This window comes from Pseudomonas sp. LY-1 (genome assembly GCF_053502595.1).
In genome coordinates this window covers 1,287,476-1,310,610 of the sequence record NZ_CP094353.1, presented here as the reverse complement: position 1 = coordinate 1,310,610, position 23,135 = coordinate 1,287,476, and the positions used below count along the sequence as shown (strand labels likewise).

Here is a 23,135-nt window from a genome sequence, read left to right as displayed (position 1 = left end):
TGTTATTGAGCGTTATTGCGAGCTGAGCAGTTGGCCGATGCTTGGGTCCTTGAACAGACGGGTCAGGGCGTCGCTCAGGACATCGCTGACCAGCTTGGTGTTGGTCTCCTGGTTGGGCGACATGCCGAAGCGCTGGTTGAGGGATGCACCATAACGGCCGCTGTAGCGCCGGGTGCCGGCGCTCACGTCGGACCTGAACGTCGCGCCGATAGTGGCCTCCGTCACGTACAGGCCGTCTTTGGGCGACTGGTATTTCAGCTCGGCCAGGGTGATGGTCAACTGCGGCGCGCCCGGCGAGTTGGCCGGGGTAAAGCCGAGCAACCGCACCGCTGCTTCAGCCTGGGCTTGCAGTTTGGGGAGCACATCGGCACCGCTCACCGACACCAGCGCGGTCTCCGGATACAGGCCACCACGGGAGCCCAGGGTCGGCGAAGGACGACCATCCACCACACGCACCGACACCGGCTGACCGTGACCCACCGGGGCCAACTGCGTGGTGAGCTTCGGTTGCGGGCTGAGTTGTTGCGGGCTATTGGCGCAGCCAACCAGGGTCAAACTGGTCACAGTGATCAAACCGAACAACAGGCGTTGCAACATGCTCTTCTCTCCAGAAATCGAGTACCGACAGGCCGGCATTATAGCGGGCGGCCCTCGCCGGGAACTAGCGTCAGTTACAACCTAAGACCCGCAGGCATTGTAGGGGTTCGATGTCACCGATATGTCACAGCCGATACATGGGCCCGTCATCCCCGGCAGGCGTGCTTGGCCTCAATCTCAGGAGGCTGACTTCATGCATTTTCTCTGGTCGCTGTTTACCCGCAAGCCCGCCCTTCGCCAATTTGCCCTGCTCGATGTGCAAGGTCGCTGCCAGGCTTTCAAAGAGTGCAGCCAGCCTCCGGTCGGTGATGGCTGGGTGGAAATCGAAGAAATCCGCTTGAGCTGGATGCACCGCCCGCTGCCCGCCAGCGCGCGTATCAGCCCACGCGCGACGCAGTCGCCGCATCACCAGCCGTTGGCCGCCTGACCGAACGCCTAATAAAAGTCATAAAACACGCCCATTTCCTTGGCGTTCTTCGCTACAATCTCCCCCCGATTATAAGGACGTCTCCTGATCGGGCCTCGCAACATCGTTAATGCTTCGGTATTAGCCCCCCCAGATCGCCCACAGAGAGCCGCCCACACAGATCGTGTGAAGCTGGCGCGCTTGCTGTTTTCTTTGCAAACCACCCGCCTTTACCGAATCTGCCAGAGCTGCCATTGCGCTCGGCCACTTGAGTTGTTTGCCCGTTTTGCCGCATGCCGGCAAGGTTTTCCGGGCCAGGTGCCAGGCTGGGGCAGCCCTTTTTTGAGGTTCACGTCTTCAAAAGAGCGTGAAAAAACGGGTTTTCACAACTTCACAAGAGTGTGGCGAGCAAATGAATAGTTTGGCGTTTGTACAAGCACCATCAGCGTCTGGAACAGCCCAATCACACAGGACCGAGTGCTCCGGGGCTTGAGCCTGTCCGCTACGGATTGATTGCACGGATCGCACGCTTTGACCATAAGTCGAATTGCCACGGCAGCCCATGAATGCGTTCATAGGCGGATTAGCCCGGCAGGAAGCGTGCGCTGAACTTGCAAAGAATTGCGAATCGGACATGGCGATCCTGGCCATGGGTAACCTGGGGCAACACGTGAACCGCCCCGTCACTCCTGGCAGCCATGCCGTCAATTTGGTGCTGCAGATTTTGGAGACGCGTTAAATGGCGCATAACGAAGCAGTCGACGTAGTACTGGTAGGGGCCGGCATCATGAGTGCCACCCTGGCCGTACTGCTCAAAGAGCTCGACCCCGGCCTCAAGCTGGAAGTCGTTGAGCTGATGGACTCGGGAGCCGCGGAGAGTTCCAACCCGTGGAACAACGCCGGTACCGGCCACGCCGGGCTGTGTGAGCTGAATTACACACCCCAGGCCGCCGATGGTTCCATCGACATCAAGAAAGCTGTCCACATCAACACCCAGTTCGAGGTGTCGAAGCAGTTCTGGGCGTACCTGACCAAAAAAGGCACCTTTGGCTCGTCCAAGTCCTTTATCACCCCGGTGCCGCACCTGAGCTTCGTGCAGGGCGACAAAGGCGTAGCCTTCCTCAGGAAGCGCTTTGAAACCCTCAGCCAGCATCATGCATTTTCGGATATGCGCTATACCGAAGACCGCAATGAGATGGTCGAGTGGATACCGCTGATGATGCCAGGCCGCCCGCTCGACGAGAAAATCGCCGCGACCCGTGTGCAGAACGGCACCGACGTCAACTTCGGCGCCCTGACCAACCAGTTGCTGAACCACCTGACCAGCGCGCCCGATGCCCAGGTCAAGTACAGCAAACGCGTGACCGGCCTCAAGCGCAATGGCGCGGGCTGGACCGTGAGCATCAAGGACGTCAACAGCGGCAACAGCCGCGACGTGGACGCCAAGTTCGTGTTCCTCGGCGCCGGTGGCGCGGCCCTGCCGCTGCTGCAAGCCTCGGGCATCGAAGAAAGCAAAGGTTTCGGCGGTTTCCCGGTCAGTGGCCAGTGGCTGCGTTGCGACAACCCGGAAGTGGTCAAGCACCACCAGGCCAAGGTCTACAGCCAGGCCGCCGTGGGTTCGCCACCGATGTCCGTGCCGCACCTGGACACCCGCGTGGTCGACGGCAAGACGTCCCTGCTGTTCGGGCCTTACGCCGGTTTCACCACCAAGTTCCTCAAGCACGGCTCGTTCCTTGACCTGCCGTTGTCGGTGCGCGCCGGCAACATCGGCCCGATGCTGGCCGTGGCCCGGGACAACATGGACCTGACCAAGTACCTGGTCAGCGAAGTGATGCAGTCCATGGAACAGCGCCTGGAATCCCTGCGCCGCTTCTACCCGCAAGCCAAAGCCGAAGACTGGCGCCTGGAAGTGGCCGGCCAACGGGTGCAGATCATCAAGAAAGACCCGAAAAAAGGCGGCGTGCTGCAATTCGGCACCGAGCTGGTCGCGGCCAAAGACGGCTCGCTGGCGGCGCTGCTGGGCGCGTCCCCGGGCGCTTCGGTGACGGTGTCGATCATGCTCGAACTGATCGAACGCTGCTTCCCGACCAAGGCTGCCGGCGAGTGGGCGGCCAAACTGCACGAGATCTTCCCGGCCCGTGAAAAGGTCCTGGAGACCGATGCCGAGCTGTACCGCAAGATCAACGCGCAGAACAACATCAGCCTGGAACTGGTTGAGCAAAACAACGAAGCCCAAAGCTACGCTTAAGGCCACTCGAAATAAAAAAAGCCCCGCTTCTCGATATGAGCCGCGGGGCTTTTTTTCGCCTGCGATCAGCCGCGGGCGTTATCGATCAATTCAATGTACTCGGCGGCGTTGCGCTGGTCCTTGATCAGGTCGACGAAGGTCTGGCCATGCTCGTCCTTGCCATCGAGGTCCAGGCCGGCGGCCTTGAAGAAGCCCAGGAAGCGCTCGAAGTCGTCGATACGCAGGCCACGATAGGCCTTGATCAGTTTGTGCAGGGAGGGTGAAGTCGCGTCGACGGGTTCGAAGTCCAGGAACAACTTGATCTGATCGTCGCCGATCTCGTCACCAATCACCTGTTTCTTATCTTTACGCATTACCGACTCCAGCCTGCGGACATTTACATGGGGTTTGAAGTCTACCTGCGAGGCGCGGGCGGCGAAAGCGCTGAGAACCACTGTGGGAGAGGGCTTGCTCCCGATTGCGCTGGATCAGTCAATTAGCTGTCGACTGACACACCGTCATCGGGAGCAAGCACCCTCCCACATTGGGTTCGTCAGGGTGCTGGCTACTTGGTGCGTACCACGCCGGTATGCAGATCCGCCCAGATATGCCCGTTGGCATAACTGAGGAACTGCACATACACCGTGTCATTGCGCAGCAGGTCGACGATCACGCGGTATTGGGTCGCGGGGTAGGACAAGGTCAGGGTCTTGGTCTTGTCATCGAACACCGGCTTTTTCAGGCTTTTGCTTTCGGCGTCGAAATTGACGATCACCTGGGCGATGCTTGCGCCTTTGTTCAAGGACTTGCCCTTGAGGCGAATCATCACCGGCGACGTCACCGGGATCGGCTGCTGCGTGGATTGGCGCTGATTACCGACCACCACGGCATACTCGGTGACTTGCAACAGTTGCTGCTGATCGGGCGCTTCGGCGCGCAGGGCCAGGTCGTCGGGCGGCAGGAATTGGCTGTGCATCGGCGCCGGGGCGGCGGCCAGCGGCAAGCTGAGGGTCAGCGCCAGGGCGGCGCAGGTGCGAATCAACAGGCTCATGGGCCGCTCCGGGAAAGATGGCCCAGCACTGTAGCTCAATCGAACTGGGCAAGCATCCAGCGTTGATACTCGGCCACATCGGCATCGCCTTCGCGAGGTGCCCAGTCGGCCAATTCACCCTCGCCCACCGGTCGGTACGGCCCGGCCTTGCACTCGAACATCACCGTGTCAGGCGCCAGCACCACCAAACCGTGGAATACCCCCGGCGGCAGATCGATGCCCGAACACTCGCCGCCCGCCTGCATCACGCGCTTGGCGATCACTTCACCGCTGTCGCTGAACAACAGCACCCCCAGGCGCCCCTGGAGTACCAGCAGGGTTTCCGCCTTGTCCGCACTCAGATGCCGATGAGGCGGCACGTAGGTGCTGGGTTGCAAGCCCACGGCCAGGCGATGGCAGGGCTCTTCCATCTCGTGGAAGTTGTGGTGGTGCCGGCCACGGGGGCTGGCGGCCGCCTTCTCGGCCAATTCAGCAAACAGCGTCTGATCAAGAAAGCGGGCCATGCATTACATCCCTTTAACGGCGTAAATCCCATTGGCGTTGCGCCAGTAACCTTTGTAGTCCATGCCGTAACCGAAGATGTAGCGGTCGATGCACGGCAGGCCGACGAAATCGGCCTTCATTTCGGGGCGCGCCTTGCGGTCGTGGTCTTTGTCGATCAACACCGCGGTATGGACTTTGCGCGCGCCGGCGTGTTTGCAGAAGTCGATGATCGCGCTCAGGGTGTGCCCTTCATCGAGGATGTCGTCGATGATCAGCACGTCGCGGTCGATGAACGAGACTTCCGGCTTGGCTTTCCAGAACAGGTCGCCGCCGCTGGTTTCGTTGCGATAACGTGTAGCGTGCAGGTAGGACGCTTCCAGCGGGAAGTGCAGATGGGTCAGCAATTTGCCGGCGAAGATCAGACCACCGTTCATCACGCAGAAGACCACCGGGTTGGTGTCGGCCATTTCGCGGGTGATCTGTGCGCCGACCTTGGCGATCGCCTCTTCGACTTGCGCTTCGGTGTACAGGCAGTCAGCCTCGCGCATGATTTGACGGATATGCTCGAGATCAGCGGACATGGCGCTCTCCAGGGGGTGCTGTGGCAAGAAAAGCGGGCAAAGGTACGCATGTGAGGCGCAACGTTCAAGCCTTAATGGACTAACGTGCTAGATGTCTATAGGACAACACCCTCGGATAGATTAATCTAGGCCGGTTTTTTTGCCCGCCGCCGGAGCCTTTCCCATGCCCACTCGCGAGATCCGCCATCCGCTGATCCGACACAAGCTCGGCCTTATGCGCCGCGCCGACATTAGCACGAAGAACTTCCGTGAGCTTGCTCAGGAAGTCGGAGCGTTGCTCACCTACGAAGCCACCAAAGACCTGCCCCTGGAAAGCTACGAGATCCCCGGTTGGGCCGGCCCCGTCCAGGTCGAGAAGATCGCTGGCAAGAAAATCACCGTGGTGCCGATCCTGCGCGCCGGCATCGGCATGCTCGAAGGCGTCCTCAGCCTGATCCCCGGCGCCAAGGTCAGCGCCGTGGGCGTGGCTCGCAATGAAGAAACGTTGCAGGCCCACACCTACCTGGAAAAACTCGTACCGGAAATCAACGAGCGTCTGGCGATGATCATCGACCCGATGCTCGCCACCGGCAGTTCCATGGTTGCCACCATCGACCTGCTGAAGAGGGCCGGTTGCAAGGACATCCGCGCCATGGTGCTGGTCGCCGCGCCCGAAGGCATCGCCGCCGTCGAGAAGGCCCACCCGGACGTGCAGATCTACACCGCGTCCATCGATGAGCGCCTGAATGAAAACGGCTACATCATCCCAGGCCTGGGCGACGCCGGTGACAAGATCTTCGGTACCAAGCAGAAGGACGCGTGAGCATGCAGGATGAATTCAACGACCCGCTTTGGCGCCAGATCCTGTCTGGCGCACAAATGCTCTTTGTGGCATTTGGCGCGTTGGTGTTGATGCCGCTGATCACAGGTCTTGATCCAAACGTCGCCCTGTTCACCGCCGGTCTGGGCACGTTGCTGTTCCAACTGGTAACCGGGCGGCAGGTGCCGGTGTTTCTGGCGTCGAGCTTTGCCTTTATCACCCCGATCATTCTCGCCAAGGGCCAGTTTGGCCTGGCGGCGACCATGGGCGGGGTGATGGCGGCCGGTTTCGTTTATACCTTCATGGGGTTGGCGGTGAAGATCAAGGGCACCGGTTTCATCGACCGGCTGCTGCCGCCGGTGGTGATCGGGCCGGTGATCATTTCCATCGGCCTGGCCATGGCGCCGATTGCCGCCAACATGGCGATGGGTAAATCCGGCGATGGCGCCGAGCTGATCCATTACCAGACGGCGATGCTGATCTCGATGCCGGCGCTGCTGACCACCCTGATCGTGGCCGTGTTCGGCAAGGGCATTTTCCGCCTGGTGCCGATCATCTCCGGCGTGCTGGTGGGCTTTGCCATGGCGTTCTACTTCGGCGTGGTCGATACGGCCAAAATTGCCGCCGCACCGTGGTTCGCCCTGCCCCACTTCACCGCGCCGGAGTTCAACTGGCAGGCGATTCTGTTTATCGTCCCAGTGGCCCTGGCCCCGGCGATCGAGCATATCGGCGGCGTGATTGCAGTGGGCAGCGTGACCGGTCGCGACTACCTGAAGAAGCCCGGCCTGCACCGCACCCTGCTGGGTGACGGGATTGCCACCACGGCCGCCGGCCTGTTTGGCGGCCCGCCGAACACCACCTACGCCGAAGTGACCGGCGCAGTGATGCTGACCAAGAACTACAACCCGAAGATCATGACCTGGGCGGCAATCTTTGCCATCAGCCTGGCGTTTATCGGCAAGTTCGGCGCACTGCTGCAGAGCATTCCAGTGCCGGTGATGGGCGGGATTCTGTGCCTGCTGTTCGGCTCGATCGCCGCCGTGGGCATGAACACGCTGATCCGCCACAAGATCGACCTGGGCGAAGCCCGCAATCTGGTGATTGTGTCGGTGACGTTGGTGTTCGGGATTGGCGGTGTGCTGATCGGCACCGGCACCGGGCCGGACGATTTCGGCCTGAAGGGCATCGCCCTGTGTGCGGTGGTAGCGATTGGCTTGAACCTGCTGCTGCCGGGCAATGATGGCTGGAAGCACAAGAAGCCGGATGAGCCGTTGATCTAACCAGCATTGCAAAACTGAATGTGGGAGGGGGCTTGCCCCCGATGACGGAGTGCCAGTCGACATCTAATCGACTGATCTGCCGCTATCGGGGGCAAGCCCCCTCCCACATTGTTAGATCTTCAGTGTGACTTAGAGCTCGCCTAGGCCATCGATCAGCGCCTGGTTCTGCTCCGGCGTACCGATGCTGATCCGCAGGAACTGATCAATCCGCGCCTGCTTGAAGTGCCGCACGATCACGCCTTGCTCACGCAACTTGGCCGCCAGGCCGGCGGCGTCGTGCCGTGGGTGCCGCGCGAAGATGAAGTTCGCAGCCGATGGCAACACTTCAAAGCCCTTGCCTTCCAATTGCGCGACCACCTTGTTGCGGCTGTCGATCACCCACCGGCAGGTCTTCTCGAAGTACTCGCGGTCGTCGAACGCCGCCGCTGCGCCGACAATCGCCAGGCGATCGAGCGGATAGGAGTTGAAGCTGTTCTTGACCCGCTCCAGCGCCTCGATCAGGTCCGGGTGGCCCACGGCCAGGCCCACGCGCAAACCGGCCAGTGAGCGCGATTTGGACAAGGTCTGGGTGACCAGCAGGTTCGGGTAGCGATCCACCAGGCTGATGGCGGTTTCGCCACCGAAGTCGACGTAGGCTTCATCCACCACCACCACCGAATCCGGGCTGGCCTTGAGGATCTGCTCCACCGCGTCCAGGGCCAGCACGCAGCCGGTCGGCGCGTTCGGGTTAGGGAAGATGATCCCGCCGTTCGGCCTGGCGTAGTCCGCCGCGCGGATCTGGAACTGCTCATCCAGCGGCACCGCGTCGAATTTGATGCCATAGAGGCCGCAGTACACCGGATAAAAGCTGTAGCTGATATCCGGGAACAGCAGCGGCAAGTCGTGCTGGAACAGCGCGTGGAAGATGTGTGCCAGGACTTCGTCGGAACCGTTGCCGAGGAACACTTTGCCGGCGTCGATCCCGTAATAGCGGGCCACGGCCTGCTTGAGCAGGTCGCTGTTGGGGTCCGGGTACAGGCGCAGATTGTCGCTCAACTCGACCTGCATGGCCGCCAGCGCCTTGGGTGACGGGCCGTAGGGGTTTTCGTTGGTGTTGAGCTTGACCAGCTTGGTCAACTTGGGCTGTTCACCGGGTACGTAAGGCACCAGCTCCTTGACGAAGGGGCTCCAGAATTTGCTCATGTCTCAGTTCCCCTTATTGTCTTCAAGGATGCGGTATTCGGCGCTCCGGGCGTGGGCGCTCAAGGATTCGCCACGGGCCAGTACCGAGGCGGTCTTGCCCAACTCGGAAGCACCTTGTGGCGAGCAGAAGATGATCGACGAACGCTTCTGGAAGTCATACACCCCCAGCGGCGACGAGAAGCGCGCGGTGCCGGAGGTCGGCAACACGTGGTTGGGGCCCGCGCAATAGTCGCCCAGGGCTTCGCTGGTGTGACGGCCCATGAAGATCGCGCCCGCGTGACGAATCGACGGCAGCCAGGCCTGTGGGTCGGCCACGGACAATTCCAGGTGTTCCGGCGCGATGCGGTTGGCCACTTCGATGGCCTGCTCCATGTCGCGCACCAGGATCAGCGCACCACGGCCGTTGATCGACTTCTCGATGATCTCGGCGCGGTCCATGGTCGGCAGCAGCTTGTTGATGCTGGCGGCGACTTTGTCGAGGAACTCGGCATCTGGGCTGACCAGAATCGCCTGGGCGTCTTCATCGTGCTCGGCCTGGGAAAACAGGTCCATGGCGATCCAGTCCGGGTCGGTCTGGCCATCACACACCACGAGGATTTCCGAAGGACCGGCGATCATGTCGATACCGACCTGGCCAAATACATGGCGCTTGGCGGTGGCGACATAGATGTTGCCGGGACCGACCACCTTGTCGACCATCGGCACGCTTTCGGTGCCGTAGGCCAACGCCGCGACAGCCTGGGCGCCGCCGATGGTGAACACGCGGTCGACACCGGCGATGCAGGCGGCCGCGAGGACCAGCTCGTTGATCTCACCGCGCGGGGTCGGCACCACCATGACCACTTCGGTCACACCGGCCACCTTGGCGGGAATCGCGTTCATCAATACCGACGACGGGTACGAGGCTTTACCGCCCGGCACGTACAGGCCGGCGCGGTCCAGCGGCGTGACCTTCTGGCCCAATACGGTGCCGTCGGCCTCGGTGTAGCTCCAGGAATCCTGTTTCTGTTTTTCGTGGTAGCTGCGCACCCGCGCCGCCGCGAGTTCCAGGGCTTCGCGCTGCGGCGCGGTGATGCGCGTCAGGGCCAGCTCCAAGCGTTCGCGCGGCAGGATCAGGTCTGACATGGACTTGACGTCCAGGCCGTCGAACTGGCGGGTGAAATCCACCAGCGCGGCGTCACCGCGCTCGCGCACGGCCTTGATGATATCGAGCACCCGCTGGTTGACCGAGTCGTCGGACACGCTTTCCCAACTCAGCAGATGATCCAGATGATGGGCGAAATCCGGGTCGGCAGCGTTGAGTCGGGCAATTGCAGTGGACGTGGTCATAGCGAGGGCCTCATAGGATTGGCAAAAACTCAGGCGCCCGAAGGTGCGCTGACGTTCAATAACGAATCGCGTTGGTGCTGTGGCCGTGCCAGGCAAGGCGCGGGACGCCGGTAAGGGTAGTTTCCTTACCAAGTCCCGCAACGCGGCATGGCGCGGCCACAGTACCAACCCGTAGGGCCTTGCCTCAAAAGGCAGGCGGCTACGTGTCGCTAGGTATTGAAAAAAAATCTTCTACTAACATAACTTGCCTTTTGGGGTAAGGCGCGATTCGTTATTGAACGTCAGCGCACCTTCCCAGCAGTCGTTTCCGCTTGGGCACCTGAGAATTCTGGCTATGAAGCGGATAGACGGGCGCAGCCGTTTGGCTACGCGGGTGAGTCAACCGCGGTGTCGAGACTCCACTGCGTTGCGCAGGGTGTCGATCAACGCCTGGATACGCGCGTGCTGCATCTTCATCGATGCCTTGTTGACGATCAGCCGGGAGCTGATGTCAGCAATGAAATCCTGGGGCTCCAGACCGTTGGCGCGCAGGGTGTTGCCGGTGTCGACCACGTCAATGATCTTGTCGGCCAGGCCAATCAGCGGCGCCAGTTCCATCGAGCCGTACAGCTTGATGATATCGACCTGACGGCCTTGCTCGGCGTAGTAACGCTTGGCGATATTGACGAACTTGGTGGCCACCCGCAGGCGACCTTTAGGCTCGACATCACCGACACGGCCGGCGGTCATCAGCTTGCACAGGGCAATACGCAGGTCCAACGGCTCGTACAGGCCCTGGCCGCCGTATTCCATCAATACGTCTTTACCGGCGACACCCAGGTCGGCGGCACCGTGTTCAACATAGGTCGGCACATCGGTAGCCCGCACGATCAGCAGGCGAACGTCGTCCTGGGTCGTAGGGATGATCAGCTTGCGGCTCTTGTCCGGATTCTCGGTCGGCACGATGCCCGCTTCAGCCAGAAGCGGCAAAGTGTCGTCAAGGATGCGGCCCTTGGACAGTGCGATGGTCAACATGGGAAACGTCAGTCCTTCATCAGGCTATTGCGGTCTGGTCGCAAACGGCGCCAGACACAGATCGAGGCCATTACAGCCTCGATTTGAAACACATTCAGCCGGAATACGCAATTGCACACCCCGGGCGGGCGCATCCCTGCGCCCGTGCAGCGGGGACTAGCCCGGTACGCGGCGGATCTTCGCGCCGAGCATCTGCAGTTTTTCTTCGATGCACTCGTAGCCACGGTCAATGTGGTAGATGCGGTCGATCAAGGTGTCGCCCTCTGCGCACAGTGCGGAGATCACCAGGCTGGCCGAAGCCCGCAGGTCGGTGGCCATGACGGGCGCGCCCTTGAGCTTGTCGATGCCGGTCACGATGGCCGTGTTGCCTTCGACCTGGATCTTCGCGCCCATGCGGTGCAGTTCGTACACGTGCATGAAGCGGTTTTCGAAGATGGTCTCGATCACAGCGCCGGTGCCTTCGGCAATCGCGTTCAGGGAGATGAACTGCGCTTGCATGTCGGTCGGGAACGCCGGGTACGGAGCGGTCCGCACGTTGACGGCTTTTGGCCGCTTGCCGTGCATGTTCAGCTCGATCCAATCTTCACCGGTGGTGATTTCAGCGCCGGCTTCCTTGAGTTTTTCCAGCACGGACTCAAGGATGGTCGGATCAGTGTCCTTGACCTTGACGCGGCCACCGGTGACGGCGGCGGCAACCAGGTAGGTCCCGGTCTCGATGCGGTCCGGCATCACCTTGTAGGTGGCCGAATGCAGGCGTTTTACACCTTCGACGGTGATGGTGTCGGTACCGGCGCCGCTGATATTGGCGCCCATGGCGATCAGGAAGTTGGCCAGGTCGACCACTTCCGGCTCGCGCGCGGCGTTTTGCAAGACGCTGCGGCCGTTGGCCAGGGCAGCGGCCATCATGATGTTCTCGGTACCGGTCACGCTAACGGTATCAAAGAAGAAGTTGGCGCCACGCAGGCCGCCTTCCGGCGCCTTGGCCTTGATGTAGCCGCCTTCGACGTCGATGGTGGCGCCCATGGCTTCAAGGCCACGGATGTGCAGGTCGACCGGACGCGAACCGATCGCGCAACCGCCAGGCAAGGCCACTTCGGCTTCGCCGAAACGGGCAACCATCGGGCCGAGCACCAGGATCGACGCACGCATGGTTTTCACCAGCTCATACGGGGCGATCAGGGTCTTGATGGTGCGCGGGTCGATTTCAACCGACAGTTTTTCGTCGATCACCGGCTCAATGCCCATGCGACCGAACAGTTCGATCATGGTGGTGATGTCGTGCAGGTGCGGCAGGTTGGCCACGGTCACAGGGCCATCGCACAGCAAGGTCGCTGCCAGGATCGGCAAGGCGGAGTTTTTCGCACCGGAAATGCGGATCTCGCCATCAAGGCGGGCACCACCGGTAATAATCAATTTATCCATAAGAATCTCGACGCCTTGGGGGCTCAGGTGCGCTCGGCCCAGGCCGCGCGGCTGAAAAATTTCATAGTGACCGCATGGATGCTGCCATCGGTGATCCACGGGTTCAAATGGGCATAGACCTGCTGTTGACGCTTGACCGGGCTCAATGCCGCCAGTTCATCGCTAATCACATTCAGCTGGAAGTTGCAGCCTTCGCCTTCAACTTCTACGTTCGTTTCCGGCAGCTTTCCTTCAAGGAAGCTCTTAACTTCTAGGGCCTGCATGCTCAACCTCTATCGGCGCCCAGTGCGCGCGGGTCGCACATCATACAAAAAAGCCCCGCGCCTGCGAACCCCGCATAGCAGGACTCTGACGGGGGGCTTTCTTGAATATGTGTATTAAGGATGCGCCAACAGCTCGGTCAGACCGGAAACGTCGGCAATTTCACGCATGTCGTCGGGCAACGCACGAATGCTCACCGGCTTTTTGGCCGCCTCGGCGTCGCGCATGAAGCACAGCAGCAACGACAAGCCGACGCTGCTGGACTTGGTCACCGCCGAGCAATCGAGCACCAGCGACGGTGCGGTGCTCGCCTGGATCAGCGCCTGCCCCTGCTTGCGCAGGTCGGGCCCGGTGCGGTAATCCAGCACGCCGCTGAGGAACAACTCGCCGGCATCGCCGATACGAACAGCCGCCTCGGTCATTGCGCGGGCTTCCCGGCGGCTTTATCGGTCTCTTCCTTGGCCTTGGCCACTTCACCGGCCCAACCATTGATGGTCTTGTCGAGGTCGTTGCCATTGCGCTGCATCGCGTCGGCGAACTGATCACGGAACAGTTTGCCGATGTTGATGCCGTTGATGATCACGTTACGCAGCTTCCACTCACCGCTGACCTTCTCCAGAGTGTATTGCACTGGATAGATGGCGCCGTTGCTGCCCTTGACGGTCATGCCGACGCTGGTGCGATCGCCCGACTCATCCTTGGCAGGGTCGACAGTGATCCCCTGGTTGTTGTACTCGAGCAGGGCGTTGCCGTAGAACTGAAACAGGCCCTTCTTGAAGTTTTCCTGGAATGTCTGCATCTGCGCAGGCGTCGCCTTGCGCGAATACTTCACCGTCATGATGCTGCGCGAAATGCCTTCGGCATCCACGACCGGGCCGACAATGGTGTTGAGCGAGTCATAGAACTTGGTAGGGTCTTGCTTGTACTGTTCTTTATTGGCTTTCAGGTCAGCCAGCATTTTGCTGGTCGTGTCCTGCACCAGTTCGTGCGCAGAACCTGCCGCGTTGGCCATCAACGGCAGTGCTGCAAGCAGTACCAGCAGACCACGTCGCAAGGTAGAGATCATGAACAGATTCCTCATTTAGCGTCTTTATTGACCGTATTGAGCAGGAATTTACCGATCAGGTCCTCGAGCACCAGCGACGACTGTGTGTCGTGGATGGTCGAACCATCCTTGAGCAGAGCGGTTTCCCCGCCTACGCTGATACCGATGTATTTCTCGCCCAGCAAACCTGCGGTGAGGATCGATGCCGTGGAGTCAGTCGGCAGATTATCGACCTTCTTGTCCAGTTGCATCGTCACACGCCCGGTGAAGCTGTCGCGGTCCAGATCGATCGCCGTGACCTTGCCGATGGTTACACCGGCCATGGTCACTTTAGCTCTGACAGTCAAACCCGCGATATTGTCGAAGTACGCGTAAAGTTTATAGGTATCGGCGGTGGGGCTGGCCGAAAGGCCGCTGACTCGCAGGGCCAGCAACAGTAAAGCCAGGATGCCAGCCAGCAAGAAAAGGCCGACACCGATTTCCACAGTGCGGTTTTGCATCAGAAATCTCCAAACATCAAGGCGGTCAAAATAAAGTCAAGGCCCAGTACCGCCAGCGAGGCGTACACAACGGTCTTGGTGGTGGCGCGACTGATCCCTTCTGAAGTGGGCTCACAGTCATAGCCTTGGAATACGGCGATCCAGGTCACGACAAAGGCGAAGACAATGCTCTTAATGATGCCATTGAACACATCGCCGCTGAAGTTCACGCTGTTTTGCATGTTGGACCAGTAGGAGCCTTCATAGACCCCCAGCCAGTCCACCGCCACCCACGAACCGCCCCAGATACCCACCACGCTGAAGATCATCGCCAGCAGCGGCAGGGAAATGAAGCCGGCCCACAGGCGCGGGGCAACAATGTACTTGAGCGGGTCCACGCCGATCATCTCGAGGCTGGACAACTGCTCGGTGGACTTCATGTTGCCGATTTCGGCGGTCAGCGCGGAACCGGCGCGCCCGGCGAACAACAGGGCCGTGACGACCGGGCCGAGCTCACGCAACAGCGTCAGGGCGACCATCTGCCCCACCGCCTGCTCCGAGCCGTAGCTGGAGAGGATATTGAAGCCCTGCAACGCCAGCACCATGCCGATGAAAACCCCGGAAACCACGATGATCACCAGGGACATCACACCAACGGAGTGCAGTTGCTTGATCAGCAGGCCGAAGCTGCCGCCAATGCCGCCACGGCCGAGCAAGGCGTGAAACAGGAATATCGTCGAACGTCCGAGCACTTCGATGATGTCGATGCCGGAACGCCCGAAAAGGCGCACCTTTTCGATAAGAGATGTCTTGCGCATCAGCGCTTCCCCAGAAGATCTGAGCGGTAGTCCGCTGCCGGAAAATGAAAAGGCACCGGGCCATCGGGATCGCCGGTCATGAATTGGCGAATGCGCGGGTTGTCAGCGTTCATCAGTTCTTCCGGCGTGCCCTGCCCCAGTACCTGGCCATCACCGACTACATAGAGGTAATCGGCGATGCTCGCGGTTTCGGCCAGGTCGTGGGAGACCACGATACTGGTGATCCCCAACGCATCGTTGAGCAGGCGGATCAGGCGCACCAACACGCCCATGGCGATCGGGTCCTGGCCCACGAAGGGTTCGTCATACATGAGAATCTGCGGATCGAGGGCAATGGCACGCGCCAGGGCGACGCGACGCTTCATGCCGCCGGACAGTTCATCCGGCATCAGGTCGATGGCGCCGCGAAGGCCCACGGCCTGCAGCTTCAGCAACACAATGTCACGAATCATCTCGTCGGACAGTTGGGTATGTACCCGCAGCGGAAACGCTACGTTCTCGAACACATCGAGGTCGGTGAACAATGCACCGCTTTGGAACAGCACCCCCATGTGCTTGCGCGCATCGAACAGATCGCTGCGCGACAACGTCGGCAGGTTCTGGCCGTTGACCCACACTTCGCCGGCACTGGGGCGCAATTGCATGCCCATCAGACGCAACAGGGTGGTCTTGCCGCAACCGGAAGGCCCCATAATGCCGGTGACCTTGCCGCGGGGAATGCGAATATCGACGTTATTGAAGATGCTGCGCGTCCCGCGCTTGAAGGTAAGGCCCTTCAGCTCGACCGCGTAGGCGTTATCGGCACTCATCTAAACTCCTTGGGATGCAGCCTCTCACTCAGACACCACGCTTGTGACAAACGTTTGCAACGGTTGCCCAACATATAGTTAGCCACATGGGCTGGGTGGACCGAACTGGCGGCGAACTATATCACTGCTGGTACAGCGCCCCCAAGGCCGGAACAGCGCTTGTTCAGATTGGAGACAGGGAAAAACCGTTGCTGGCTATGTTACCGAGGAATGAATCTGAAGCGCCTGACGACTAAAGACTGACGAACTTGCGTGAGGGAATTGATCATTATCGTTATAATCGTCGACTTTTCGTCAGGCTATACGATTTCAGACATGAGCCAATCCAGCGATCTTATCCAATCCGCACAACGCACCATCCGCCTCGAGCTTGAAGCCGTAGAAGGCTTGCTGGCCCATATCGACGTGGATTTCGTACGCGCCTGCGAGATGATTCTGGCCAGCAAAGGCCGCGTGGTCGTGGTCGGCATGGGCAAGTCCGGTCACGTCGGCAACAAGATCGCCGCCACCCTGGCAAGCACCGGGACCACGGCGTTTTTCGTCCACCCGGCCGAAGCCAGCCACGGCGACATGGGCATGATCACCAAGGATGACATCATCCTCGCACTGTCCAACTCCGGCACCACCAACGAAATCGTGACCTTGCTGCCGTTGATCAAGCGCCTGGGCATCCAGATGATCAGCATCACCGGCAACCCGGAGTCGACGCTGGCCAAGGCTGCCGAAGTGAACCTGAATGTTCATGTGACCGCTGAAGCCTGCCCGCTGAACCTGGCGCCAACCTCCTCCACCACCGCCGCGCTGGTCATGGGCGATGCCCTGGCCGTGGCGCTGCTGGAAGCACGTGGGTTTACGGCGGAAGACTTCGCGTTTTCCCATCCGGGCGGCGCACTGGGCCGACGCCTGCTGCTGAAAGTGGAAAACGTCATGCATTCCGGCGATGAACTGCCCCACGTACAGCGCGGCACTCTGCTGAAGGACGCACTCATGGAGATGACCCGCAAGGGCCTGGGCATGACCGTGATCCTGGAAGCCGACGGGCGCCTGGCCGGCGTATTCACCGACGGTGACCTGCGCCGCACCCTGGACCGCACTATCGATATCCACACCGCCACCATCGATGCGGTGATGACTCCCCACGGCAAGACTGCACGCGCAGAAATGCTGGCGGCCGAAGCCCTGAAGATCATGGAAGACCATAAGATCGGCGCGCTGGTGGTGGTCGATGGCAATGACCGCCCGATTGGCGCCCTGAACATGCACGACTTGCTGCGTGCGGGAGTGATGTAAATGACCAGCGACCTGTTGCAACGCGGCAAGCACATCAAATTGGCGATTTTCGACGTTGACGGCGTGCTGACCGATGGCCGCCTGTACTTCCTCGAGGACGGCAGCGAATTCAAGTCGTTCAACACCCTCGACGGCCAGGGCATCAAGATGCTCATGGCGGCGGGCGTGCAAACCGCGATTATCAGCGGTCGGAAAACCCCGGTTGTGGAACGCCGCGCACAAAACCTGGGGATTCCTCACCTGTATCAGGGCAGGGAGGATAAACTAGTCGTCCTGGACGAGCTTCTTGGCCAACTCAACCTAAGCTATGAGCAGGTTGCCTATCTGGGCGACGACCTGCCCGACCTGCCGGTGATCCGCCGGGTGGGCCTGGGCATGGCTGTCGCCAATGCGGCGGCATTTGTTCGCGAGCATGCCCACGGCATCACCACGGCCCGTGGCGGCGAAGGCGCCGCCCGCGAGTTCTGCGAGTTGATCCTGCGTGCCCAGGGTAGCCTTGAAGCGGCCCACGCCGCCTACCTATAGAGCGTTTTATGCTGAGCAAAAAGATTCGCAACTTCCTGCTATTCGGGGTCATCGCCGCGCTGCTCCTGGCGGTTGGCTACTGGAATATCAGCCCGGAGCGCTTTCTCGACCAGCCTGTGGCGCAGGTTGACCAAGGCGCTATCGACTATTACGCCACCAATGCCTACAGCGTGCAGTTCCTGCCCGATGGCAAGGTGCAGTATGAAATGACCTCGGACAAGGTCGAGCACCTGAAAGCGTCCGAAGTCACCCTGCTGACCAACCCCGATTTGAATCTGTATCGCGGCACCGAATTCCCTTGGCACGTCACCAGCAAGCGTGGCGAAGTCAACCCGGACGGCACCGAAGTGGAACTGATCGACTCGGTGCGCGTCGCACGGACCGACGCACAGAACCGCGACACCATCATCACCAGCAGTCGCATGACCGTATTCCCACAGAAGCAATATGCGCAGACCGAGCAAGACGTTAGAATCGACGGCGCTGGCGGTGTATCGACTGGCAAGGGAATGAAAGCGTATTTGAAAGAAAGCAGGATACACCTGCTATCGAACGTAAGAGGACAGTATGAGGCTCGTTAAAACCCTCCCTATTTTGCTCAGTCTGGGCGCAGCACTGGGAAGCGTGAGCGCCTGGGCTCTGCCGAACGATAGCCAGCAACCGATCCACATTTCGGCCGACGATGCACAGCTCGATGACAAGCAAGGCGTCGCAACCTACACCGGCGGTGTGATCATTACCCAGGGTTCGATGAAGATCACCGGCAACACGGTGACGCTGACTCGCACCCCTGCTGGCGACATTGACGTCGTGACCTCGGTGGGCAACCTGGCCTACTTCGAACAGAAGCAGTCTGCCACCGACACCGCCCCGATGAAGGGCTACGGTAAAACCATCCAGTATCACGCCCAGCAAAATCGCATCGTGCTGATCGACCAGGCCAAGGTACTCAGCCCCGACGGCAACTCCACGGAAGGTGAAAAAATCACCTATGACACCGTGAAGCAGGTTGCCAACGCCGGTCGCGCCAACGGCACCAAGGTCACCGCACCGCGTCCACGTATCGACATGGTTATCCAGCCGAAGAAGAAGGCCGAGTAATGGCAACCCTGAAAGCCCAGCATCTGGCCAAGGCCTATAAAGGCCGTCAGGTCGTGCGCGACGTCAGCTTGTCGATCGACAGCGGCCAGATCGTCGGCCTGCTTGGCCCCAACGGTGCCGGCAAGACCACCTGTTTCTATATGATCGTCGGCCTGGTCCAGGCGGACCAAGGTCGCATCCTGATCGACGACCTCGACGTCAGCCACCAGCCGATGCACGGCCGTGCGCGCGCCGGTATCGGCTATCTTCCCCAGGAAGCGTCGATCTTCCGCAAACTGTCGGTTGCCGATAACATCATGGCGATCCTCGAGACCCGCAAGGAACTCGACCGCGACGGCCGCCGCAAGGAGCTGGAAAGCCTGCTGCAGGAATTCCACATCAACCACATTCGCGACAACCTCGGCATGAGTTTGTCCGGCGGTGAACGCCGCCGCGTGGAGATTGCCCGCGCCCTGGCCACTGCACCGAAGTTCATCCTGCTGGACGAACCGTTTGCCGGTGTCGACCCGATCTCGGTCGGCGACATCAAGCAGATCATCCATCACCTCAAGGCCAAGGGCATCGGTGTACTGATCACCGACCACAACGTCCGCGAGACCCTCGATATCTGCGAAACCGCGTATATCGTCAACGATGGGCAACTGATTGCCGAAGGCGATTCGGCCACGATCCTGGCCAACGAACTGGTCAAGGAAGTGTATCTGGGCCACGAGTTCCGCCTGTAGGCCTGCCTGGAAAAAAAGGCGGTGGCAGGCCGTTCGCCAAGGTGCGCGGGAGTCAATGAAAACCTCCGGATTTTTATTGTTACCGCGCTCTAGGCAAAGCCTCCAATATCAGGCATATAATTTGCTTATGTTTGGCGCTCACGCGCCCTGTCGTGGATGGCGCATTGCGCCGGCGAATAAGGTGTTAAGCCCCTGCCATGAAACCATCGCTAGTCCTGAGAATGGGCCAGCAGCTGACGATGACACCGCAGCTGCAACAGGCCATCCGCCTGCTCCAATTGTCGACACTGGACCTGCAACAGGAAATCCAGGAAGCCCTGGAGTCCAATCCGATGCTCGAACGCCAGGAAGAAGGCGACGACTTCGATAATGCAGACCCGCTGGCCGACAACATCGAGCAAAAACCCAATTCCGACGTGCAGGAACCCTCTTACCAGGAAACCGCCCCTACGGTGGACAACCTGGAGGAAGGCGAATGGAACGAACGCATTCCCAACGAACTTCCCGTGGACACCGCCTGGGAAGACGTCTACCAGACCAGCGCCAGCAGCCTGCCCAGCAATGATGACGACGAGTGGGACTTCACCACCCGCACCTCCGCCGGCGAGAGCCTGCAGAGCCACTTGCTGTGGCAATTGAACCTGGCGCCGATGTCCGACACCGATCGCCTGATCGCTGTGACCCTGATCGACTGCATCAACAACCAGGGCTATCTGGACGAGACCCTCGAAGAGATTCTTGAAGCCTTCGACCCGGAACTGGACATCGAACTGGACGAGATCGAAGCCGTCCTGCACCGCATCCAGCAGTTCGAGCCCGCCGGCATTGGCGCGCGCAACCTCAGCGAGTGCCTGCTGCTGCAATTGCGCCAGCTGCCCGCCAAGACCCCTTGGCTCGTTGAAGCCCAACGCCTGGTCACCGACTACATCGACCTGCTGGGCAGCCGCGACTACAGCCAACTGATGCGCCGCATGAAGCTCAAGGAAGACGACCTGCGCCACATCATCGAGCTGGTGCAGAGCCTCAACCCGCGTCCGGGCTCGCAGATCGAGTCCAGCGAAGCCGAATACGTCGTCCCCGATGTGATCGTGCGCAAAGACAACGAACGCTGGCTGGTGGAGCTGAACCAGGAATCGGTGCCGCGCCTGCGGGTCAACCCGCAATATGCCGGATTCGTCCGTCGCGCCGACACCAGCGCCGACAACACCTTCATGCGCAACCAACTGCAGGAAGCGCGCTGGTTCATCAAGAGCCTGCAAAGCCGCAACGAAACCCTGATGAAAGTGGCCACGCAAATCGTCGAGCACCAGCGCGGCTTCCTTGAGTACGGCGACGAAGCGATGAAACCGCTGGTCCTGCACGACATCGCAGAAGCGGTGGGCATGCACGAATCGACGATTTCCCGGGTAACGACGCAAAAATTCATGCATACCCCACGGGGTATATATGAGCTGAAATACTTTTTCTCCAGCCATGTCAGCACCTCCGAAGGCGGCGAATGCTCGTCCACGGCGATCCGCGCAATCATCAAAAAACTGGTTGCCGCGGAAAATCAGAAAAAGCCGTTGAGTGACAGCAAGATCGCTGGTTTACTGGAGGCACAAGGCATTCAGGTCGCCCGTCGAACCGTCGCCAAGTACCGCGAGTCCCTTGGGATCGCGCCTTCCAGCGAGCGTAAGCGTTTGATGTGACGGGCAGGCCACAGCGTTCCAGTGGCAGGCATCTCTGCCTGCCGCTTTATGCACTGGCAACGAAGGAGAAGCTGTATGCAAGTCAATATCAGTGGACACCAACTGGAAGTGACCGACGCGCTGCGCACCTATATCGGCGAAAAACTCAAACGAATTGAGGGGCATTTCGACAAGATCACCAACGTGCAAGTCATTATGACTGTCGAAAAGCTGAAGCAGAAAATCGAAGCCACCTTGCGTATACCCGGCGGAGAAGTCGTCGCCAATGCTGAGCATTCTGATATGTATGCCGCCATTGACGACCTGACCGACAAGCTGGATCGCCAAATCAAAAAGCATAAGGAAAAGCAGCAGAGCCTCCTACAGGGCACCGGCCGCTAACACTCCCCACCCATGATCCGACTTGAAACCATCCTGACTCCCGGCCGTTCCCTTGTGAACGCGCCGGGGGGCAGCAAGAAGAAAGCCCTCGAACAGATTGCCAACCTGATCAGCAAACAAGTGCCTGAGCTGGAGATGCAAGATGTCTACGAGGCTCTGATTGCCCGTGAAAAACTCGGCTCGACCGGTTTTGGTAACGGCATCGCCATTCCTCACTGCCGCCTCAAAGGCTGCGAGACACCTGTCAGCGCCCTGCTGCACCTGGACGCTCCCATCGATTTCGACGCCATCGACGGTGCCCCGGTCGACCTGCTGTTCGTGTTGCTGGTCCCGCAAGCCGCCACCGATGCACACCTGGAACTGCTCCGGCAGATCGCCAGCATGCTTGACCGCAAGGAAGTACGCGACAAACTGCGCAGTGCCAGCAGCAATGAGGCGTTGTATCAGGTTGTCCTGGCTGAACAAGACGAGCAGTAATCATGCGTTTGATCATCGTCAGTGGCCGCTCCGGCTCAGGTAAAAGCACCGCCCTCAATGTTCTTGAGGACAACGGCTTCTATTGCATCGACAACCTGCCCGCCGGCCTGCTGCCGGAGTTGGCGGAGCGCGCGCTGATCCACACCGAACTGGCACAGCCGCTGGTCGCCGTGTCGATCGACGCCCGCAACCTGCCCAGCCACCTCTCGCGGTTCCCGGCACTGCTTGAGGAAGTGCGCGCCAAGCACATTCACTGTGATGTGCTGTACCTGGACGCAGACGAAGAAACCCTGCTCAAACGCTTCTCCGAGACCCGTCGACGTCACCCCCTCAGCAGCCCGCATCGTTCGCTGGCCGAAGCCATCGAGGACGAGACCAAGCTGTTGGGGCCGATCATTGACCTCGCCGACCTCAAGATCAACACCACCAGCCTCAACCTGTACCAACTGCGCGATGCCATCAAGCTCCGCCTGCTGAACCAGCCCGAGCCCGGCACGGCCTTTCTGGTCGAGTCGTTTGGCTTCAAGCGTGGCATGCCGGTGGACGCCGATCTGGTATTCGATGTGCGCTGCCTGCCCAATCCTTACTGGAAGCCGGAGTTGCGGGACCAGTCGGGGCTGGATCAGCCGGTGGCGGACTACCTGGCCGCGCAACCGGATGTCGAGGAGATGTTCCAGGACATCTCCAGCTACCTGCTCAAATGGCTACCGCGCTTTGCCGCCAGCAACCGGGCCTATGTCACCATTGCCATCGGCTGCACCGGCGGCCACCACCGTTCCGTCTACCTGACCGAACGCCTGGGCCAGATGCTGCAACAAACCCTCAAGAACGTCCAGGTTCGCCACCGCGACCTTAGCTGAAAGGAACACCCCCGCGATGCCCGTTCTGGAAATTGAAATCATCAACAAGCTGGGCCTGCACGCCCGCGCCTCAGCCAAGTTCGTCGGCATTGCCGGGCAGTTCCCCTGCCAGGTTCGCGCTGGACGCACTCCGGAAACCATGGTCGACGGCAAGAGCATCATGGCGATGATGATGCTCGCCGCCGGCAAGGGCACCAAGATTCATTTGAAGACCGAAGGCGAGCAAGAGCAGGAAGCGATGGACGCCTTGACCAAGCTGATCAATAACTTCTTTGATGAGGGTGAATAAACCCACCCGACGA

At 60.2% G+C, this 23,135-nt stretch carries 29 protein-coding genes; 14 read left to right on the top strand and 15 right to left on the bottom strand.

Going from position 1 to position 23,135, the window contains the following annotated elements:
• Nucleotides 1–12: 12 nt before the first annotated feature.
• On the bottom strand, nt 13–597 hold the full coding sequence (locus MOQ67_RS06000; RefSeq protein ID WP_017845959.1) for a YajG family lipoprotein: 585 nt from the start codon (nt 595–597) through the stop codon (nt 13–15).
• Between the two features lie 193 nt (nt 598–790).
• Here MOQ67_RS06000 and MOQ67_RS05995 point away from each other — a divergent pair, with 193 nt between their 5' ends.
• Nucleotides 791–1,024 (top strand): hypothetical protein, encoded by a 234-nt coding sequence (locus tag MOQ67_RS05995; RefSeq protein ID WP_017845960.1) that lies wholly within the window; start codon nt 791–793, stop codon nt 1,022–1,024.
• Nucleotides 1,025–1,742: 718 nt separating this feature from the next.
• Nucleotides 1,743–3,251, top strand: a complete 1,509-nt coding sequence (gene mqo, locus MOQ67_RS05990) for a malate dehydrogenase (quinone) (protein WP_017845961.1) — start codon at nt 1,743–1,745, stop codon at nt 3,249–3,251.
• A gap of 65 nt (nt 3,252–3,316) precedes the next feature.
• On the opposite strand, the gene MOQ67_RS05985 is transcribed toward mqo, so the two are convergent.
• The 4 genes from MOQ67_RS05985 to MOQ67_RS05970 form a co-directional block, all read right to left on the bottom strand.
• Nucleotides 3,317–3,604, bottom strand: a complete 288-nt coding sequence (locus MOQ67_RS05985; RefSeq protein ID WP_017845962.1) for a PA4642 family protein — start codon at nt 3,602–3,604, stop codon at nt 3,317–3,319.
• A 191-nt stretch (nt 3,605–3,795) separates the two neighbouring features.
• Nucleotides 3,796–4,281: a hypothetical protein gene (locus MOQ67_RS05980; protein WP_017845963.1), complete on the bottom strand. Its 486-nt coding sequence runs from the start codon at nt 4,279–4,281 to the stop codon at nt 3,796–3,798.
• A gap of 35 nt (nt 4,282–4,316) precedes the next feature.
• Nucleotides 4,317–4,784, bottom strand: a complete 468-nt coding sequence (locus MOQ67_RS05975) for a WbuC family cupin fold metalloprotein (protein WP_017845964.1) — start codon at nt 4,782–4,784, stop codon at nt 4,317–4,319.
• A gap of 3 nt (nt 4,785–4,787) precedes the next feature.
• Entirely contained in the window at nt 4,788–5,345 is a 558-nt protein-coding gene (locus MOQ67_RS05970) for a hypoxanthine-guanine phosphoribosyltransferase (RefSeq protein ID WP_017845965.1), read from the bottom strand.
• Between the two features lie 163 nt (nt 5,346–5,508).
• Between MOQ67_RS05970 and upp the strand changes: the two genes are divergently transcribed.
• Nucleotides 5,509–6,147, top strand: a complete 639-nt coding sequence (gene upp / locus MOQ67_RS05965; protein WP_017845966.1) for a uracil phosphoribosyltransferase — start codon at nt 5,509–5,511, stop codon at nt 6,145–6,147.
• A 2-nt stretch (nt 6,148–6,149) separates the two neighbouring features.
• Nucleotides 6,150–7,424 (top strand): uracil-xanthine permease family protein, encoded by a 1,275-nt coding sequence (locus MOQ67_RS05960; protein WP_017845967.1) that lies wholly within the window; start codon nt 6,150–6,152, stop codon nt 7,422–7,424.
• A gap of 129 nt (nt 7,425–7,553) precedes the next feature.
• Here MOQ67_RS05960 and hisC read toward each other — a convergent pair whose 3' ends face one another.
• The 10 genes from hisC to MOQ67_RS05910 all read right to left on the bottom strand — a co-directional run bounded on the left by hisC (nt 7,554) and on the right by MOQ67_RS05910 (nt 15,783).
• A complete protein-coding gene (gene hisC, locus MOQ67_RS05955; RefSeq protein ID WP_046384673.1) occupies nt 7,554–8,606 on the bottom strand; it encodes a histidinol-phosphate transaminase in 1,053 nt (350 codons plus the stop codon).
• A 3-nt stretch (nt 8,607–8,609) separates the two neighbouring features.
• The gene (hisD, locus tag MOQ67_RS05950) at nt 8,610–9,935 is read right to left on the bottom strand and encodes a histidinol dehydrogenase (protein ID WP_017845969.1); all 1,326 of its coding nucleotides are present in this window, start codon (nt 9,933–9,935) and stop codon (nt 8,610–8,612) included.
• 378 nt (nt 9,936–10,313) lie between these two features.
• Nucleotides 10,314–10,949 (bottom strand): ATP phosphoribosyltransferase, encoded by a 636-nt coding sequence (gene hisG, locus MOQ67_RS05945; protein WP_017845970.1) that lies wholly within the window; start codon nt 10,947–10,949, stop codon nt 10,314–10,316.
• Between the two features lie 156 nt (nt 10,950–11,105).
• Entirely contained in the window at nt 11,106–12,371 is a 1,266-nt protein-coding gene (gene murA, locus MOQ67_RS05940) for a UDP-N-acetylglucosamine 1-carboxyvinyltransferase (protein ID WP_017845971.1), read from the bottom strand.
• Between the two features lie 23 nt (nt 12,372–12,394).
• Nucleotides 12,395–12,634, bottom strand: coding sequence for a BolA family protein (locus MOQ67_RS05935; RefSeq protein ID WP_017845972.1), 240 nt, complete (start codon nt 12,632–12,634; stop codon nt 12,395–12,397).
• Nucleotides 12,635–12,748: 114 nt separating this feature from the next.
• Nucleotides 12,749–13,054: an STAS domain-containing protein gene (locus MOQ67_RS05930; RefSeq protein WP_017845973.1), complete on the bottom strand. Its 306-nt coding sequence runs from the start codon at nt 13,052–13,054 to the stop codon at nt 12,749–12,751.
• Nucleotides 13,051–13,698 carry an MlaC/ttg2D family ABC transporter substrate-binding protein gene (locus MOQ67_RS05925; RefSeq protein ID WP_046484638.1) on the bottom strand — a complete coding sequence of 216 codons (648 nt, stop codon included), beginning with the start codon at nt 13,696–13,698 and terminating at the stop codon, nt 13,051–13,053. Before MOQ67_RS05925 ends, MOQ67_RS05930 begins: the two co-directional genes overlap by 4 nt.
• 11 nt (nt 13,699–13,709) lie before the next feature.
• On the bottom strand, nt 13,710–14,177 hold the full coding sequence (gene mlaD, locus MOQ67_RS05920; protein WP_017845975.1) for an outer membrane lipid asymmetry maintenance protein MlaD: 468 nt from the start codon (nt 14,175–14,177) through the stop codon (nt 13,710–13,712).
• The gene (gene mlaE / locus MOQ67_RS05915; RefSeq protein WP_017845976.1) at nt 14,177–14,974 is read right to left on the bottom strand and encodes a lipid asymmetry maintenance ABC transporter permease subunit MlaE; all 798 of its coding nucleotides are present in this window, start codon (nt 14,972–14,974) and stop codon (nt 14,177–14,179) included. The genes mlaD and mlaE overlap by 1 nt, the downstream gene beginning before the upstream one ends.
• The gene (locus tag MOQ67_RS05910) at nt 14,974–15,783 is read right to left on the bottom strand and encodes an ATP-binding cassette domain-containing protein (RefSeq protein WP_003171811.1); all 810 of its coding nucleotides are present in this window, start codon (nt 15,781–15,783) and stop codon (nt 14,974–14,976) included. Before MOQ67_RS05910 ends, mlaE begins: the two co-directional genes overlap by 1 nt.
• A gap of 315 nt (nt 15,784–16,098) precedes the next feature.
• Here MOQ67_RS05910 and MOQ67_RS05905 point away from each other — a divergent pair, with 315 nt between their 5' ends.
• The 10 genes from MOQ67_RS05905 (at nt 16,099) to MOQ67_RS05860 (ending at nt 23,122) form a co-directional block, all read left to right on the top strand.
• Nucleotides 16,099–17,073, top strand: coding sequence for a KpsF/GutQ family sugar-phosphate isomerase (locus MOQ67_RS05905; RefSeq protein WP_017845977.1), 975 nt, complete (start codon nt 16,099–16,101; stop codon nt 17,071–17,073).
• Nucleotides 17,074–17,598, top strand: a complete 525-nt coding sequence (locus MOQ67_RS05900) for a KdsC family phosphatase (protein WP_017845978.1) — start codon at nt 17,074–17,076, stop codon at nt 17,596–17,598.
• An 8-nt stretch (nt 17,599–17,606) separates the two neighbouring features.
• Nucleotides 17,607–18,179, top strand: a complete 573-nt coding sequence (lptC, locus tag MOQ67_RS05895; RefSeq protein WP_017845979.1) for an LPS export ABC transporter periplasmic protein LptC — start codon at nt 17,607–17,609, stop codon at nt 18,177–18,179.
• The gene (gene lptA, locus MOQ67_RS05890; RefSeq protein WP_026139901.1) at nt 18,166–18,699 is read left to right on the top strand and encodes a lipopolysaccharide transport periplasmic protein LptA; all 534 of its coding nucleotides are present in this window, start codon (nt 18,166–18,168) and stop codon (nt 18,697–18,699) included. The genes lptC and lptA overlap by 14 nt, the downstream gene beginning before the upstream one ends.
• Entirely contained in the window at nt 18,699–19,424 is a 726-nt protein-coding gene (gene lptB, locus MOQ67_RS05885) for an LPS export ABC transporter ATP-binding protein (protein WP_017845981.1), read from the top strand. The genes lptA and lptB overlap by 1 nt, the downstream gene beginning before the upstream one ends.
• Nucleotides 19,425–19,621: 197 nt before the next feature.
• Nucleotides 19,622–21,115: an RNA polymerase factor sigma-54 gene (locus MOQ67_RS05880; RefSeq protein ID WP_026139902.1), complete on the top strand. Its 1,494-nt coding sequence runs from the start codon at nt 19,622–19,624 to the stop codon at nt 21,113–21,115.
• A 75-nt stretch (nt 21,116–21,190) separates the two neighbouring features.
• The gene (gene hpf, locus MOQ67_RS05875; RefSeq protein WP_017845983.1) at nt 21,191–21,496 is read left to right on the top strand and encodes a ribosome hibernation-promoting factor, HPF/YfiA family; all 306 of its coding nucleotides are present in this window, start codon (nt 21,191–21,193) and stop codon (nt 21,494–21,496) included.
• A 12-nt stretch (nt 21,497–21,508) separates the two neighbouring features.
• Complete coding sequence (gene ptsN / locus MOQ67_RS05870; protein ID WP_026139903.1) at nt 21,509–21,973, top strand: PTS IIA-like nitrogen regulatory protein PtsN; 465 nt, start codon at nt 21,509–21,511, stop codon at nt 21,971–21,973.
• A 2-nt stretch (nt 21,974–21,975) separates the two neighbouring features.
• Nucleotides 21,976–22,833 carry an RNase adapter RapZ gene (rapZ, locus tag MOQ67_RS05865; protein WP_017845985.1) on the top strand — a complete coding sequence of 286 codons (858 nt, stop codon included), beginning with the start codon at nt 21,976–21,978 and terminating at the stop codon, nt 22,831–22,833.
• Nucleotides 22,834–22,849: 16 nt separating this feature from the next.
• Nucleotides 22,850–23,122 (top strand): HPr family phosphocarrier protein, encoded by a 273-nt coding sequence (locus MOQ67_RS05860; protein ID WP_017845986.1) that lies wholly within the window; start codon nt 22,850–22,852, stop codon nt 23,120–23,122.
• Nucleotides 23,123–23,135 lie beyond the last annotated feature (13 nt).